Origin of the sequence: Ciceribacter azotifigens (genome assembly GCF_048159625.1) — a bacterium.
Classification (GTDB): Bacteria; Pseudomonadota; Alphaproteobacteria; order Rhizobiales; family Rhizobiaceae; genus Allorhizobium; species Allorhizobium azotifigens.
In genome coordinates this window covers 197,218-211,914 of the sequence record NZ_JBLQTA010000006.1, presented here as the reverse complement: position 1 = coordinate 211,914, position 14,697 = coordinate 197,218, and the positions used below count along the sequence as shown (strand labels likewise).

Here is a 14,697-nt window from a genome sequence, read left to right as displayed (position 1 = left end):
GCCGAAGCGCGATGGCGGTTGGCAGGAATCCGGCGCCTTCTGTCATTTGCGGCTGGCGTCGCCCCCGATACCCTTCTTCGAACCGTTGGGAAGCAGCGAGTTGGATGATGAAGGTTCTGATCGCAGGCGGCGGCATCGGCGGTCTGACAACCGCCCTTTTCCTCCACAAAGCGGGCATCGAGGTCGAAATATTCGAGCGCGCGGAAAACATCCGCGAACTCGGGGTCGGCATCAATATGCTGCCACATGCCGTCAGCGAACTGGCAGGCCTCGACCTTCTGCCGGACCTCGATGCGCAAGGCATCCGCACGCACGAACTGATCTATGCGAACCGCTTCGGCCAGGTCGTATGGCGTGAACTGCGCGGGATCGAGGCAGGTCACGACTATCCTCAGATCAGCATCCATCGCGGAAAGCTGCTGGGCTTGATCTACAAGGCTGTCGTCGAGCGGCTCGGAAAAGAGGCGGTTCACACAGCCTGCCGGGTAACCGGCTTCGCGCAGTCGGGCGGAGGGGTAACCGTCGAGATCTGCGGCCACGACGGTGCTCTTTCGACCGTTTCGGGGGACGTCCTGGTGGGCGCCGACGGCCTTCATTCAGCCGTGCGATCCCAGCTCTACCCGGAGGAGGGCTCGCCGATCTGGAGCGGCATCATGCTCTGGCGCGGCTGCACCTTGTGGCCGGCCTGGGGTGACGGCCAGACCATGGCGATCGCCGGCGGCAACGTCGCCAAGTTCGTCTTCTATCCGATCGCGACGGCTTCCGGCCGGGATCACACGCGCCTGACCAACTGGGCGGTGATGGCCAAGACCGGCGACAGCGGGACTTTGCCGCCGCGGGTCGAGGACTGGAGCCGGCCCGGCGTTCTCACCGAAGTGCTTCCGTTTGTTCGCGACCGGTTTCACCTCGATTTCGTCGATCCGGCAGCGATCATCGCGGCGACCGGCGGTTTCTACGAATACCCGAACTGCGATCGCGAACCGCTGCCGCGGTGGTCGTTCGGACGCGTTACCCTGCTGGGAGACGCCGCCCATCCGATGTATCCGGTGGGTTCGAACGGTGCCAGCCAGGCGATCCTCGACGCACGTAGCTTCTCGGATCGCCTCTCCTCGGCGGCTTCGATAGAAGAGGCTCTCGCGGATTATGATGCGGAACGCAGGCCGAAGACGTCCGAGATCGTTCTTGCCAACCGCAGGGGTGGCCCGGAAGGTGTCATCGACATGGTCGAAGCGCGTGCGCCCGAGGGGTTCGAGAATCTCGACGATATCGCTTCATTCGATGAACGAGAGGCTGTTGTGCGGGGATATGCAAGTCTCGCAGGCTTCGCCAAAACCAGGCGAGGACACGACCAGTGCGGCCGTCCGTGAGCAGTCGAAAAGCAACGCCCCGCCATGCACCGCCGGGCAGAATCTCGCGAATCGTCGATCAGAACTCCTCATGCATGTCGCGGAAAAGTCTCGGCGCGATGCCGAAACGTCGCTCGAAAGCCTCCGTCAGCCGCGCAGGTGGAAACAGACCGACCTGCGCCGCTACCGATTTCAGGGAAAGGCCGCGGGACAGAAGCATGCGCGCCGCGTCGAGCCGCGCAGTCTCGACGAAGCGAGCGGGCGTCTCGCTGGTCGCGGCCACGAACTTGCGATGGAAGGTGCGCTCCGTGAGGCCGGCGCGCGCGGCAAGCGAAGCGACGTCCAGCGGCTCGGCGAGATTTGCCTGAATCCATCCGATCAGGTCGGCGAACGGACTGTCGCCCTTGACCTGCGCCTGCAGCACCGGGCTGAACTGGGACTGGTAGCCGGGCCGGCGAGCGTAGAGAACCAGCCGTTTTGCCACCTCCCCGGCAATCCTCGCATCGAGGTCGCGCGCGATCATCGCCAGCGCCATGTCAATGCCGGTGGTGACCCCAGCCGAGGTCCAGAGGCAGCCATCGACGACATAAAGCGCATCCGCATCAACGACCACATCGGGAAAGACTTCGGCAAACGGCTTGCAGGAGTCCCAATGGGTCGCAACCCTGCGACCGTCGAGAAGACCGAGGGCTGCCAGCACGAAGCCCCCGGTGCAAACCGAACCGAAGCGTTCGGTCCTTTCGACAAGATCGGGAATGGCCGCTCTCAGAACGGGATCTCTCATCGCCTCGAGAAGCGGGTCGCGCTCCGCGCCCGCGATGAGAACCGTCCGGACATCCCCGGGCTGAAGCCTCCCGATCGCGACGGTTTCCATAGCAATACCGCTGCTGCTTTCGACCGGGCCACCCAGAGCCGAGACCAGCACGACCTTGTAGAAGGCCGGTCTGCCCTGCTGCCCAAGAGCGCGATTGGCGCTGTTCAGGGCCGAAGTCGGTCCGGAGACGTCGAGCAGCTCAAAGCCCGGATACACGATGAAAGCCACGTGATGCATTGGCGGAAATTAGCATGATTTTGTCATTTCTGCCACAGCTACACCTCGGTATCGTCAGGAGGTCCGCGAAGCGTCGCGCTTGCCGACGAGGTCGACGCAGTGCATTCTGGTGTTGGAGCAGACCGCCATGTCTAGGACCCTCTTGCTTTGGGGTGGTGTTATTCTTGTCGTTCTGGTCGCGGCGGGTTTCGCAGGATGGATGTTCAGCCTTCCCTCTGCGACAGCGGCGAAGGCTCCCCCTGTGCCGCAGGCGGAAACCGGCGCCGTGGTCGCATCGCTGAGGCCAACCGGGCGCGAGCGCCCGGTCATCGCGGTGATCGGCATCAACGACGCCACCGAAACCACCGACTATCTCATGCCGGCGGGCATATTGCGGCGGGCCGACGTGGCCGACGTCGTCTTGCTGGCGACGGGCCCCGGTCCGGTGCAGCTCTACCCCGCACTCAAGGTCGAACCGGACGCGACCGTCGTCGAATTCGATGCAGCGCATCCCGATGGGGCCGACTACGTCATCGTGCCGGCGATGAGCCGCGACGACGATCCCACGGCAATGAGGTGGATCAGGAGTCAGTCAGAGAAGGGCGCCAAAATCATCGGCGTCTGCGCCGGCGCCAAAGTGGTCGCAGCCGCCGGATTGCTCGACGGCAAGCGGGCCACGACACACTGGTATTACCTGCGCGAAATGCTGAGACGCAGCCCGACGACAGAATACGTTGCGAACCGTCGCGTGGTCACGGATGGAAATGTCGCGACGACAACCGGGATCAGTGCCTCGATGCCGATGACACTGACGCTGATCGAAGCGATCGCCGGACGGCCCAAGGCAGACGCGGTCGCCCGGGATCTTGGGCTGGATCGGTGGGACCTGCGACACGCAAGCGGCGCGTTCAAGGTTACACGTCCCTTCGCGAAAACGGTGCTGACGAACCGGATGGCCTTCTGGAAGAACGAAGAGCTCGGAATCCAACTCAGGCCCGGCATGGACGAGGTTTCGCTTGCGCTCGTAGCAGATGCCTGGTCCCGGACCTATCGGTCGACGGTCGCCACCTTCGCGGCCTCGGCGCAGGCGGCGGTGACGACCAACGGCATTCGCATCGTGCCGGACCGCGTGATGACCAATTGGCCGGACGGGCGTCTCGTCACGACCGTCCCCGACCAGCGGCCTGCCGTCGTGCTGGACCGGACGCTCGAGGCCATCGCTACACGCTACGACGAACCCACCACCGACGTGGTGGCGATGCAGCTCGAATATCCACGACCCCAATGACCTCCACCAGTATTCCCGCAACCAACAAAGGGATCCGATGAGATGACAAAGACAATCGCAATTCTCGTCGCTCGCCTGCTCTTCGGCGGCACCTTCCTGCTCGCAGCCTTCATGAAGTTCGCCGACATGGGCGCGACAGCGGGCTATATCGCCTCGATCAGTTTTCCGCTACCGCTCTTCTTCGCGTGGGTGGCTGCATTCTTCGAACTGGCGCTCGCCCTGGCCTTATTCACCGGCGCTTTCTATTCCGAAGCCGCCACGCTGGCGGTGATCTACGTCCTGTTCCTGACGTTTGCCTTTCATGGGCCGTCGCGCTGGGAGGGCAATCCGATGGAGTTCGGCTTCTTCGTCAACCACTTCACGTTCATCGCCGGCCTGCTGGTTGCCGCCGTTCACGGCCCCGGGACAAGGCTCGTTCTGGGCTGGCGTCTCGACGGCAAGAGTCTTCGCCTCCGGCATTCCTGATCGGCGGGCTTTGCGGTCCGCGATTGTCGCCGGACATGTATCGAGACGCCCCTGCGTACTCGCCCTCAAGCAACCGGGCGAAAAACAAGGGAGAGAAGTCCATGAGAAAACTGAGAATCCTCGAACAGATTTCGATCGACGGGGTCGTTCAGGCCCCCGGCGGACCCGACGAAGACCGGGACGGCGATTTCGAGCATGGCGGTTGGGCGATGCTCTATTCCTCTCCGGAAGTCAGGGAAACCATTTCCGCCCTCCACGACCGGCCCTTCGATCTGCTTCTCGGGCGCCGGACCTATGACATCTGGGCCCCCTTCTGGCCGAAGCAGACAGGACCTTTGGCAGACGGCCTGAACGCTGCGACCAAGTACGTCGCGACCCACAGGCCGGACAGCCTCACATGGGGACCGGTCGAGGATCTCGGAGCGGATATCGCGGAAGGCGTTCGGCGGGCCAAGTCGAAGGCCGGCCCTGACCTGATCCTCTGGGGGAGCTCGACGCTGCCGTCCGTGATGCTGGAGAACGACCTGGTTGACGAGGTCCTGTTGTTCGTCTTTCCGATCCTGCTCGGCCGCGGCAAGCGCATCGTCCCCGACGGAGCGAACCCGCGCTCGCTTGCGCTCATCAGCTCGAAACCCGCTTCCTCAGGCGTGCTCATCAACACCTATCGCCCGGTCGGCGCGCTGCGAGCCTGAGGCGCCCCAAGTGCACTCGCTCGCCGGCCGCGCGCTCGCGAGCCCCGAACCGTCTCCATCCGTTTGACCAGAAAGGAAACGATCATGCCTGCTACCATCAATCTGCACCGAGTCCTCACTGCCCCGCCAAAGAAGGTCTTCAGGGCCTTCGTCGAGCCCGATGCGGTAGCAAGCTGGCTCCCGCCAAACGGATACACCTGCACCGTCCACGAACTCGACGCGAGGGAAGGCGGCAAGCACCGAATGTCGTTCCGTAATTTCACGACCGGCGGCAGCCATTCCTTCGGCGGCACCTACAAGGAGGTCGTGCCCGGCGAACGTCTCGTCTATACGGACAGCTTCGACGATCCCAACCTGCCGGGCGAGATGACCACCACCATCGTCTTCAGGGGCGTTTCCGTCGGAACGGAAATGCGTATCGAGCAACGGGGCATTCCGGATCTGATCCCGCCCGAAGCCTGCTATCTCGGCTGGCAGGAATGCCTGCGCAAGCTCGCCAAACTCGTCGAACCCGAAATCAACCAGTAGCCCGACAGGGCGTCATTCCCTTCCGCTGGTTTCGCGTATGACGAGCTCGACCGCTGTCAGGCGCTCGGGCTGAGGGGGCTGGTCCTCCTCCAGCCAAGCGAGAACCGTTTCGGCGATCTGCCGGCCGAAATCGGCGATGCCGCATCGGACGGTCGACAACGTCGGGTAAACCTGGCTGGATTCCTCGATATCGTCGAAGCCGACGATACGAAACGAACGCCCGACATCCCTGCCGATCTGGGCAAAACCCGACAACATGCCAAGCGCGACGAGGTCGTTGAAGCAGATCGCCGCGTCGACTTCCGGGTGGTCACGCGTCAGCGTGCCGGCGGCTTCGCGCCCGAAGGCACGGCTCGGGCGTCCCGAGACGATGAAGGGTTCCATGCCGGCTTCGTCGAGCGCCTGCAGATAGCCCGCCATGCGCTCCTGTGTCACCGCCCGGTCCGACAGACCGCCGACGAAGGCAATTCGGTGCGAGGCGAAACCGAGCAGATGCCGTGTCGCAAGCAGGCTTCCGTTCCGGTAGTCCGGTGCCGCGAACGGAAAGCGGTCGACCTGCGGATTGACCTTGCGCAGGACCTGCATGGTCGGAACGCCCGCCCGCGCGATCGCCTCGAAGGTCGAAGCGTCATCGTCGTAGGCCGGCGAAACGACGAGGGCCGAGACACCGTGTTCGATCATTGCCGCGACCACCTGCGCCTGGATGCGCGGGTCCTCGTCGGTGTTGGCGAGCACAGTCGCGTAGCCCCGGGCCGACAGCGCCATCTGCAGCGAGGTCGCAAACTCGGTGAAGAACGGGTTGCGGAGATCATTGATGACGAGCCCGATCAGGCCGACATTCGAGGTGCGCAGGTTGGCAGCGGCGCGATTATAGACATAGCCGATCCGGTCCATGGCCTCACGCACCGCGCGGCGCGTCTCCTCCTTGACCAACGGGCTGCTCTGCAGCACGAGGCTGACGGTCGACTTCGACACGCCCGCGACGCGCGCCACATCCACGATTGTCGGCCTACGCTCCATTGCCGCTCATTCGACTCCGTTGATCTCCAGCAGGAGACGCATCCTTCTCACGGCAAGCTCGGGATCGGCAAGCAGGTTTGCCTGATCGGCAAGGCGAAAGACCGCGCTGTAGTGGACAATGTCACGGCTCGACTGGAAGCCGGCCGGCATGATGAAGTGCTTCTGGTAGCCGTTGAGCCAGGCGAGGAACGCGATGCCAGCCTTGTAGAAGCGCGTCGGCGCGCGAAAGATTTCGCGGCTGAGCGGCACCGTCGGCGCCAGCAGGCGGTGGTAGGTTTGAAGATCGCCACCGGCCAGTGCATCGAGGGCCTGCGAAGCCGCCGGCGCGATCGCCGCGAAAATGCCGAGCAGCGCGTGGGAGTAGTGCTTGCCGTCGCCGGCAATCAGATCGGCATAGTTGAAGTCATCGCCGGTATAAAGCCGCACGCCCTCGGGCAGACGGGCGCGGAAGTTCTCCTCGTGGGCCTGGTCGAGTAGGGAGATCTTGATGCCGTCGACCTTGGCGGGGTTCTCGGCGATCAGCGCCAGGACGAAGTCGCTCGCAACCGCGATATCCTCGCTGCCCCAGTATCCCTTAAGTGCCGGGTCGAACATATCGCCCAGCCAATGCAGGATGACCGGTGCGGCCGCCCCGTCGATCAGCTGGCGATAGACCGAGCGGTAGACCTCCGGTCCGGCGCCCATGGCCGGGAAGGCGCGCGACGCCATCAGGATCAGCTGTCCGCCGGCGACCTCGATCGCCTCCGCCTGGTGTTCGTAGGCGGCGAGGATCGCGCCCGCGTCGCGCAGATCCTGTGGCGCCGCGTGATCGGTACCAGCGCCGCAGGCGACCCGCGGCTTCATCGGATGCGACCGCGCCGAGGCCATGGTGCGCTCGATCAGTTCGCGCGCCGTCTGCCAGTCGACACCCATGCCGCGCTGCGCGGTGTCCATCGCCTCGGCAAGCCCGAGCCCCTGGTTCCACAGCCCCTGACGGAAAGCGAGCGTCGCCTCCCAGTCGACCGCAGGCCGCGTGTCCCATGGATTGCGCTCGCGAAGCGGGTCCGAGACGACATGCGCCGCGGCGAAGGCGGTGCGTGTCAACGGGCGGGAGGGCGCGCGTGGCGTGAGCGGCGTACCGGTGAGCGTATAGTCCTCTATCCGGCAATCCTCGGTGGGCAAACTTATCATGGCGATATCCTTCAGTTTTGAACCGGCAGGTCGAAGACGAGGATCCCGTCGAGGCCGCCCTCTGCATGGGCAACCAGCCGGGCGCCGAAGCGCTGGTGATCGGGATGGGTCTGATAGACTTCGAGCGCCGGCCAGTCGGCGAAATCGGCGACGAAGCCGTGCATGTAGCCCCGCTCGATCTTTTCCGGGCTTTCGCTGCGCCCGGAGGTGATGGAGAGCAGGCCGTCGATTTTGCCTTCGATGGCGTGAAGCTCCTCGAAGAGGGCGCGGATCGTCGATTCATCGACATCCGCACGGAACCGGACGAGCACGATATGGCGGATCATCTCACACTCCATGGTCGGCGCGGATCATGTCAGCCGCCTTTTCGGCAATCATGATCGTCGGCGCGTTGGTGTTCGAGGAGACGACCGTCGGCATGATCGAGGCGTCGACGACGCGCAGGCCTCCGATGCCGTTGAACTTGAGGCGCGGATCGACGACGGCGGCCGGATCGGAGCCCATGCGGCAGGTGCCGGCGGGGTGATGGTCGGTCTTGGCGTGGGCACAGGCGTAGTTGAAATAGTCCTCGTCGGTCGAGACATCCGGGCCCGGCAGCCGCTCCGCCTTGACGAACGGCTTCAGGGCATCCTGCCGCATGATCTCGCGCGCGAGCTTCAGGCCACGGATCGACATCTCGCGGTCGTAAGGGTCTTGCCAATAGTTCGGGTCGATAAGCGGCGCGGCGAGCGGATCGGCCGAGGCGAGCCGCACCGTGCCGCGGGAACGCGGCCGCAGATAGGCTGAGTTCAGCGTCACCCCGCCGTTTTCCATTGCCGCGACGCCGGCCTCGATGCCGGAGCCGAGGCCGAGATGGAACTGGATGTCCGGCGAACTTGCCTCCGGGTCGGCATACCAGAAGCCGCCGGTTTCGAAGAGGCTTGAGGCCACCGGCCCGGTCTTCGAGAGGATATACTGAAGCCCGGCCAGCACCGAGAGGTGCGGCTTGGCATAGCGGTCGTAGGTGTGGGGGCCCGTGCATTCGGCAATGACGAAGAGGTCGAGGTGGTCCTGGAGGTTGGACCCGACGCCGGGCTGGTCGAAGACCACAGCTACGCCCGCGGATTTCAGGTGATCGGCGGGCCCGATACCGGACAGCATCAGCAGCCGGGGACTGCCGATCGCACCGGAGGAGAGGATGACCTCGCGCTCCGCGCGAACGACGCCCTCGCCCGCGAGTTCGACGCCGACGGCACGCCCCTTCTCGACGACAATCTTCAGAACCTGCGCGCCCGTCCGGATTGTCAGGTTCTTGCGGCCGCGCGCCGGATTGAGGTAGGCGATCGATGCGGACGATCGGCGGACGTTTCGCTGGGTGAGCTGATAGTAGCCGACGCCATCCTGCTTTTCGCCGGTCATGTCTGGGTTGAAGGGAATGCCGAGTTCGCCGGCCGCCCTGAAATAGGCCTCGCAGATCGGCAACGGCGCTGCCGGTTTACTCACGCCTAAGGGCCCGCCCTTGCCGTGATAGCGGTTGTCGTAGGTGTCATTGTCCTCGGCCTTGCGGAAATAGGGAAGCACGTCCTCGTAGGCCCAGCCCTCGCAGCCCGCCTGCCGCCAGCCGTCATAGTCGAGCGCATTACCGCGGGTGTAGATCTGGGCGTTGATGGTCGAGCCGCCGCCGAGCACCTTCGCCTGAGTATAACGGATCACCATGTCCTTCATGTGCCGTTGCGGCACCGTCTGCCAGCCCCAACTGCCGATACCCTTGGTCATTTTGGCAAAGCCCGCCGGCAGGTGATAGAAGGGATGCCAGTCGCGCCCACCGGCCTCGAGCAAGAGGACGCGCGTATCCGGGTTCTCCGAGAGCCGCGCGGCAAGCACCGAACCGGCCGAGCCTCCCCCGACGACGATGAAATCATAGGACGTCTGCATGCGATGCTCCTAAAGACGCGGGATCGAAAGGCCGCCGTCGACCGGAACGACGGCGCCGCTGGCGAAGGCGAGGTTCCCCTCGGCCATCGGAACCACCACCCGGCCGATGTCTTCCGGCTGTCCCCAGCGCTGCGCGGGCACAAGGCCGCCTTCGATCCGGGCGGTGTATTTGTCCTTCACGCCGGCGGTCATCTCCGTTGCAATGATCCCGGGCCGGAGCTCAAACACGCCGATGCCGTGCGGCGCGAGGCGAACGGCGAAGAGTTCCGCCATCATCGCCGCACCGGCCTTCGAGATGCAGTATTCGGCCCGCTCGATCGACGCCATGGTGGCACTGACCGAGGTGACGAAAATCAGCGAACGGTAGACGGCAGCGGGCCTGCCGACCATGCGGCGGGCCACTTCCTGAGCGAAGAAGAAGGCGCCGCGCAGATTGACGCCAAGCACGAAATCGAAGCTTTCCGGGGAAAGATCGAACATGTCGCCGCGCACCTTCGCCGGCACCCCGGCATTCGAGACAAGTGTCGTCACCGGCCCCATCTCGCTTTCGACCAAGTCGAGCACCGCGCCTACCCTGTCGATTTCCTGCAGGTCGTGGCGGAAATAGCGTGCCTTGTCCCCGAGCCTTTCGAGGGCGGCAGCGACCTGGGGCGCGTCCGTCTCTGCGCGCGATACCAGCGCCACGCGGTAGCCGGCACCGACCAGGGCTTCCGCGATGCCGAGGCCGATACCCTGCTGCCCGCCGGTAATGAGTGCGACCCGTGTCACTGTTGGAACTCCGTTTCGGTGATGTGCCGTGCAGCCCTGAGCGCAAGGGCGGCGATCGTCAGTGCCGGATTCACGGCCGCCGAGGTCGGCAGGACCGATGCGTCGACGACGAAGAGGTTGCCGTGATCGTGGCTGCGGCCGTAGCTGTCGACGACGCTTGTCCGCGGATCGGCTCCCATGCGCGCCGTGCCGCACTGATGGGACGGCGTGCGCCGGTCGAAGGCACGCGACAGCACCACTGGATAGCCGGCCTTGCGCAAGAGCGCCTTGAGACGCGCGACGAGCGCCAGATGCGCCTCCCAGTTGGAGCGCTTCCAGTCGAGCACGATCTGTCCATCCCTCAGCGTCACCCGGCTTTCGGGATTGGGCAGGTCCTCCGACATCGCATAGAGATCGATCGACCGGGCGGCGATCCAGTGCGCGAGCGGCCGCGGCAATGACGAACTGGCCGCAAGAATCGGACCGGTGATCTTGCCGAGCAACTGGATATTGCCGAGCGGCTCGCCCCGCGGTCCGCCCGTCAGATAGAAATCGTTGACCAGCAGGGTCTTCTGGTAGACCGACGGGTTGCGACGGAGCGGATTGAGCGCCAGCACCGCCGAGCAATTGTGGTTCATGAAATTGCGGCCGACCTGATCGGAAGAGTTCGCAAGCCCGTTCGTATGGCGGTCGTCGGCCGATGCCAGGAGAAGAGCCGCCGAGCGGACCGCGCCCGCCGCAAGCACCACGAGCGGTGCCGTGATCGCCCTGTGTTCACCACCCGTCTCGACCTCAATGCCCGTGATGCGGCCATCCGCGGCTGCAAGCAGACGCTTTGCCTCACAGCCCGTCAGCAGCGTGACGTTCGGGTAGGCGAGCGCCTTCGACAGGCAAGCGGTCTCGGCGTCCATCTTGCCGCCGCAGGTGTCCGGGAAGGCGTCCCAGGTCGTGCGGCCGCCGGCGAGCCAGCGCTCGATGTCGACTCCAAGCGGCAGCGAGGCCGGATGCAGGCCGACCCGGCCGAGCCGCCGGCGAAGGTCGGCAATCGCCGGTTCGTCGGGAATCGGCGGATAGGCGTAGTGGCCGGAATGGGTGGGCTCCGTCGGGTCCTCACCGAGCGTGCCCCGCACCTGAAAGAGCGTCTCCGCCTGCTGGTAGAAGGGTTCGAGTTCGTCGTAGCCGATCGGCCAGCCCGGCGTCGTTCCGCCCATGTGGCGTAGCGGCGTGAAATCCTCCCGGCGATAGCGGATGAGGACGGCGCCGTAGAACTTGGAATTACCGCCGACATAGTAATAATTTCCCGGATTGAACGGACGCCCCTCCCCGTCCAGCCATTCTTCCTTCGGCCGGAACCTCGCCTTCCCGAAAATTTCCTGAGGGTCCCGGTCGGCCGCAGACGGTGTCAGTCGTTCCCCCTTCTCGACGATGAGGATCCGCCGGCCGCTCGGCGCCAACGCGGCCGCAAGTGTCGCGCCGCCCATGCCGGAGCCGACGATGACGATATCCGGGGCGATGTCGGGGATGGTGCGGCGAGCGTTCATGGCCGGATGCGTTCTTCGGTCTTCGGGTCGAAGGCGACGGCCTTTTCCATGTTGACGGCGAAGTCGAAGACCTGGCCGGCATGGACGTCGGTATCGGCGCGCATGCGCCCAATCACGTCCTTGGCCCCGAGCGTCATGGTGACGAAGGTGTCGGAGCCGGCCGGCTCGGTGACCACGACCCGGTTCTTCAGGCCGACGATGTTCTTCGACTTGCGGTCTGCCCCATCCGGATCGGTGATTGCTTCCGGCCGGATGCCGAGAAGGATTTCCCTGCCATCCCAAGAGACGAGGTTCTGCTGGCTGAAACGCAAGAACTGCTCGCCGCCCTCGCCGTCCATCACAGCCGCGTGGGGCACGCCGTCACGGACGGTGACGCGGGCCGGAAGCACGTTCATCGCCGGGCTGCCCATGAAGGTCGCGACGAAGACGTTCGCCGGCGTGTCGTAGATCTCCTTCGGCGTTCCGAGCTGCTGGATATAGCCCTTGTTCATCACCGCGATCCGGGTCGAGAGCGTCATCGCTTCGATCTGATCGTGGGTGACGTAGACGATCGTCGTCTTCAGCTTCTCGTGCAGCTTCTTGATCTCGGTGCGCATGTCGACGCGCAGCTTGGCGTCGAGATTGGAAAGCGGCTCGTCGAAAAGGAAGACATCGGGGTCGCGCACCAGCGCACGCCCCATGGCGACGCGCTGCCGCTGACCGCCGGAGAGCTGGCCCGGTTTGCGGTCGACGAGATGGTCGATCTGCAGAAGCTTGGCGACCTCGGCGAGCGCCTTCTCCCGCTCGGGCTTCGGCACGCCGTGCATCTCCAGCCCGAAGGTGATGTTCTGCCCGACCGTCATGTTGGGATAGAGCGCGTAGGACTGGAACACCATCGCGATGTTGCGCTTCGAGGGATGCACGCCGTTGACCACCCGGCCTTTGATCGCGATCTCGCCTGAGGAGATGTTTTCGAGGCCGGCGATCATGCCGAGAAGCGTGGACTTGCCGCAACCGGACGGTCCGACCAGCACGAGAAATTCGCCCTCCTCGACCGAGATGTCGACGCGATGGAGCACCTCGAACTGCCCGTAGGACTTGGTGACGTTGTTGATGTCGAGAAAGCCCATTTTCTTATCCTTTGACTGAGCCCGCCATCAGCCCGCGCACGAAATAGCGGCCGGCGACGATGTAGACGAAGAGGGTGGGAAGAGCGGCGATGATCGCACCGGCGAAGTGGACGTTGTATTCCTTCACCCCGGTCGACGACTGCACCAGGTTGTTGAGGGCTGCCGTCATCGGCTGGCTCGTCCCGCCGAAGGAAACGCCGAACAGGAAGTCGTTCCAGATATTGGTGAACTGCCAGATCACGGAAACGACGGTGATGGGACCGGAAACCGGCAACAGGATGCGCCAGAAGATGCGGAAGAAGCCCGCCCCGTCGATCTGCGCTGCCTTGACGAGTTCCGTCGGGAAGGCGGCGTAGTAGTTTCGGTAGTAGAGCGTCGTGAACCCGATACCGTAGACCACGTGGACGAGGATGAGACCTGGTACAGAGCCGGCGAGCCCCAGCTTGCCGAGAACGAGCGCCATCGGGATCAACACGATCTGAAACGGGATGAAGCAGGAAAACAGCATCAGTCCGAAGACGATCGTGTCGTATCTGAAGCGCCATTTCGTCAGCACGTAGCCGTTTAGCGCACCGACGATGGTGGAGATCGCAACCGCCGGAACAACCATCAGGATGGAGTTCAGGAAATAGGGCCGGAGGCCGGTCGGCGACACCCCGATCTGGGCGGTCGACCAGGCGGATTTCCATGCCTCCAGCGTCCAGGTCTGAGGCAGCGCCATCATGTTGCCGCCGGTGATTTCCGCGAGCGGCTTCAGCGAGTTGATGCCCATGACGTAGAGCGGCAACAGGTAGAAGAGCGCAAAAAGAAGCAGCACGAGGTAGATGAAGGTGCGGGCGACGCGGCCGGTTCTGACCGCAGTGTCCTGGCTGACGGCAGACATCAGTGCTTCTCCTTCAGCTCGGCATAGAGATAGGGAACCATGATCGCGGCGATCGTCATCAGCATGATGACTGCGGAGGCCGCACCGACGCCCATCTGGTTGCGGGTGAACGTGTAGGAATACATGAAGGTCGCGGGCATTTCGGTCGCCCGGCCGGGGCCGCCGCCGGTCAGCGCGATCACGAGGTCGTAGGACTTGATCGCCAGATGGCTCAAAATGACGAAGGCCGAAAGGAAGGCGGGCCTCAGGAGCGGGATGACGATGCGGCGATAGAGCTGCAGGCTGGAAGCGCCGTCGATCTGGGCAGCCTTCAGGATCTCGTTGTCGATTCCGCGAAGCCCGGCGAGAAACATGGCCATGACGAAGCCGCTGGTCTGCCAGACCGCCGCGATCACGATCGTGTAGATCGCCATGTCATTGTCCTTGATCCAGGTGAAGGTGAAGCTCTCCCAGCCCCAGAGCCGCATGATCCGCTCCAGCCCAATGCCGGGATCGAGGAACCATTTCCATGCCGTGCCGGTGACAATGAAGGAGAGCGCCATCGGGTAGAGGTAGATGGGACGCAGGAATCCCTCGCCACGGATCTTCTGGTCGAGGAAGATTGCAAGGCCGAGGCCAAGCGCCGTGCAGATGACGATATAGAGGCTTGCGAAGATCGCGATGTTGACGATCGCAATGTGCCAGTTTTCAAGCGCCCAGAGCCGCGTGTAGTTGCTGAGGCCCACGAAGCTATAGAGTGGCAGCATCTTCGATCCGGTGAAGGAGAGGAAGATGGTGAACAGGATGAAGCCGTAGACGAAGACCAGCGTCACCGCGAAGGAGGGTGCGAGCACGACCTTCGGGAGCCAGTCTTGTAGGCGCGTGCGCATATCGGCCCGCGTTGAGCTTGTCATGGGTCTCCTCCCTGTCCTTGTCGATCATGCCGGGTGCGGTCTGTCTGCCTCGCCGGCGTATGACCGGGCGG

Annotated in this window: 15 protein-coding genes; 5 read left to right on the top strand and 10 right to left on the bottom strand. The window is 64.2% G+C overall.

Annotated features, from left to right (window positions below):
- Positions 1-107: 107 nt before the first annotated feature.
- A complete protein-coding gene (locus tag ACM6UT_RS11690; RefSeq protein WP_416797552.1) occupies positions 108-1,367 on the top strand; it encodes a flavin-dependent oxidoreductase in 1,260 nt (419 codons plus the stop codon).
- Positions 1,368-1,425: 58 nt separating this feature from the next.
- On the opposite strand, the gene ACM6UT_RS11685 is transcribed toward ACM6UT_RS11690, so the two are convergent.
- Entirely contained in the window at positions 1,426-2,397 is a 972-nt protein-coding gene (locus tag ACM6UT_RS11685) for a GlxA family transcriptional regulator (RefSeq protein WP_416797510.1), read from the bottom strand.
- Between the two features lie 127 nt (positions 2,398-2,524).
- On the opposite strand from ACM6UT_RS11685, the gene ACM6UT_RS11680 reads away from it, so the two are divergent.
- The 4 genes from ACM6UT_RS11680 (at position 2,525) to ACM6UT_RS11665 (ending at position 5,349) form a co-directional block, all read left to right on the top strand.
- Positions 2,525-3,664 (top strand): DJ-1/PfpI family protein, encoded by a 1,140-nt coding sequence (locus ACM6UT_RS11680; RefSeq protein ID WP_416797509.1) that lies wholly within the window; start codon positions 2,525-2,527, stop codon positions 3,662-3,664.
- Between the two features lie 42 nt (positions 3,665-3,706).
- Entirely contained in the window at positions 3,707-4,129 is a 423-nt protein-coding gene (locus ACM6UT_RS11675; RefSeq protein ID WP_416797508.1) for a DoxX family protein, read from the top strand.
- Between the two features lie 101 nt (positions 4,130-4,230).
- Positions 4,231-4,821 (top strand): dihydrofolate reductase family protein, encoded by a 591-nt coding sequence (locus tag ACM6UT_RS11670; protein ID WP_416797507.1) that lies wholly within the window; start codon positions 4,231-4,233, stop codon positions 4,819-4,821.
- Positions 4,822-4,905: 84 nt separating this feature from the next.
- Positions 4,906-5,349, top strand: a complete 444-nt coding sequence (locus ACM6UT_RS11665; RefSeq protein WP_416797506.1) for an SRPBCC family protein — start codon at positions 4,906-4,908, stop codon at positions 5,347-5,349.
- Between the two features lie 12 nt (positions 5,350-5,361).
- Here the strand turns inward: ACM6UT_RS11665 and ACM6UT_RS11660 are convergent, their stop codons facing one another.
- The 9 genes from ACM6UT_RS11660 to ACM6UT_RS11620 are packed head-to-tail and all read right to left on the bottom strand — an operon-like array spanning position 5,362 to position 14,626.
- The gene (locus ACM6UT_RS11660) at positions 5,362-6,369 is read right to left on the bottom strand and encodes a LacI family DNA-binding transcriptional regulator (RefSeq protein ID WP_416797505.1); all 1,008 of its coding nucleotides are present in this window, start codon (positions 6,367-6,369) and stop codon (positions 5,362-5,364) included.
- 6 nt (positions 6,370-6,375) lie between these two features.
- Positions 6,376-7,545, bottom strand: a complete 1,170-nt coding sequence (locus ACM6UT_RS11655; RefSeq protein ID WP_416797551.1) for a dihydrodipicolinate synthase family protein — start codon at positions 7,543-7,545, stop codon at positions 6,376-6,378.
- A gap of 5 nt (positions 7,546-7,550) precedes the next feature.
- On the bottom strand, positions 7,551-7,865 hold the full coding sequence (locus ACM6UT_RS11650; RefSeq protein ID WP_416797504.1) for a Dabb family protein: 315 nt from the start codon (positions 7,863-7,865) through the stop codon (positions 7,551-7,553).
- A gap of 1 nt (position 7,866) precedes the next feature.
- Complete coding sequence (locus ACM6UT_RS11645) at positions 7,867-9,453, bottom strand: GMC family oxidoreductase (RefSeq protein ID WP_416797503.1); 1,587 nt, start codon at positions 9,451-9,453, stop codon at positions 7,867-7,869.
- Between the two features lie 9 nt (positions 9,454-9,462).
- The gene (locus ACM6UT_RS11640; RefSeq protein WP_416797502.1) at positions 9,463-10,221 is read right to left on the bottom strand and encodes a 3-ketoacyl-ACP reductase; all 759 of its coding nucleotides are present in this window, start codon (positions 10,219-10,221) and stop codon (positions 9,463-9,465) included.
- Complete coding sequence (locus tag ACM6UT_RS11635; protein WP_416797501.1) at positions 10,218-11,741, bottom strand: FAD-dependent oxidoreductase; 1,524 nt, start codon at positions 11,739-11,741, stop codon at positions 10,218-10,220. Before ACM6UT_RS11635 ends, ACM6UT_RS11640 begins: the two co-directional genes overlap by 4 nt.
- A complete protein-coding gene (locus tag ACM6UT_RS11630) occupies positions 11,738-12,850 on the bottom strand; it encodes an ABC transporter ATP-binding protein (protein WP_416797500.1) in 1,113 nt (370 codons plus the stop codon). Before ACM6UT_RS11630 ends, ACM6UT_RS11635 begins: the two co-directional genes overlap by 4 nt.
- A gap of 4 nt (positions 12,851-12,854) precedes the next feature.
- Positions 12,855-13,733, bottom strand: coding sequence for a carbohydrate ABC transporter permease (locus ACM6UT_RS11625; protein WP_416797499.1), 879 nt, complete (start codon positions 13,731-13,733; stop codon positions 12,855-12,857).
- On the bottom strand, positions 13,733-14,626 hold the full coding sequence (locus tag ACM6UT_RS11620) for a carbohydrate ABC transporter permease (RefSeq protein WP_416797498.1): 894 nt from the start codon (positions 14,624-14,626) through the stop codon (positions 13,733-13,735). The genes ACM6UT_RS11625 and ACM6UT_RS11620 overlap by 1 nt, the downstream gene beginning before the upstream one ends.
- Positions 14,627-14,697: the final 71 nt, after the last annotated feature.

Excerpts from the sequence above, each read along its gene's own strand:
- ACM6UT_RS11690 (WP_416797552.1), top strand. The coding sequence starts at position 108 with ATGAAGGTTCTGATCGCAGGCGGCGGCATCGGCGGTCTGACAACCGCC.
- ACM6UT_RS11685 (WP_416797510.1), bottom strand. The coding sequence starts at position 2,397 with ATGCATCACGTGGCTTTCATCGTGTATCCGGGCTTTGAGCTGCTCGAC.
- ACM6UT_RS11680 (WP_416797509.1), top strand. The coding sequence starts at position 2,525 with ATGTCTAGGACCCTCTTGCTTTGGGGTGGTGTTATTCTTGTCGTTCTG.
- ACM6UT_RS11675 (WP_416797508.1), top strand. The coding sequence starts at position 3,707 with ATGACAAAGACAATCGCAATTCTCGTCGCTCGCCTGCTCTTCGGCGGC.
- ACM6UT_RS11670 (WP_416797507.1), top strand. The coding sequence starts at position 4,231 with ATGAGAAAACTGAGAATCCTCGAACAGATTTCGATCGACGGGGTCGTT.
- ACM6UT_RS11665 (WP_416797506.1), top strand. The coding sequence starts at position 4,906 with ATGCCTGCTACCATCAATCTGCACCGAGTCCTCACTGCCCCGCCAAAG.
- ACM6UT_RS11660 (WP_416797505.1), bottom strand. The coding sequence starts at position 6,369 with ATGGAGCGTAGGCCGACAATCGTGGATGTGGCGCGCGTCGCGGGCGTG.
- ACM6UT_RS11650 (WP_416797504.1), bottom strand. The coding sequence starts at position 7,865 with ATGATCCGCCATATCGTGCTCGTCCGGTTCCGTGCGGATGTCGATGAA.
- ACM6UT_RS11645 (WP_416797503.1), bottom strand. The coding sequence starts at position 9,453 with ATGCAGACGTCCTATGATTTCATCGTCGTCGGGGGAGGCTCGGCCGGT.
- ACM6UT_RS11635 (WP_416797501.1), bottom strand. The coding sequence starts at position 11,741 with ATGAACGCTCGCCGCACCATCCCCGACATCGCCCCGGATATCGTCATC.
- ACM6UT_RS11630 (WP_416797500.1), bottom strand. The coding sequence starts at position 12,850 with ATGGGCTTTCTCGACATCAACAACGTCACCAAGTCCTACGGGCAGTTC.
- ACM6UT_RS11625 (WP_416797499.1), bottom strand. The coding sequence starts at position 13,733 with ATGTCTGCCGTCAGCCAGGACACTGCGGTCAGAACCGGCCGCGTCGCC.
- ACM6UT_RS11620 (WP_416797498.1), bottom strand. The coding sequence starts at position 14,626 with ATGACAAGCTCAACGCGGGCCGATATGCGCACGCGCCTACAAGACTGG.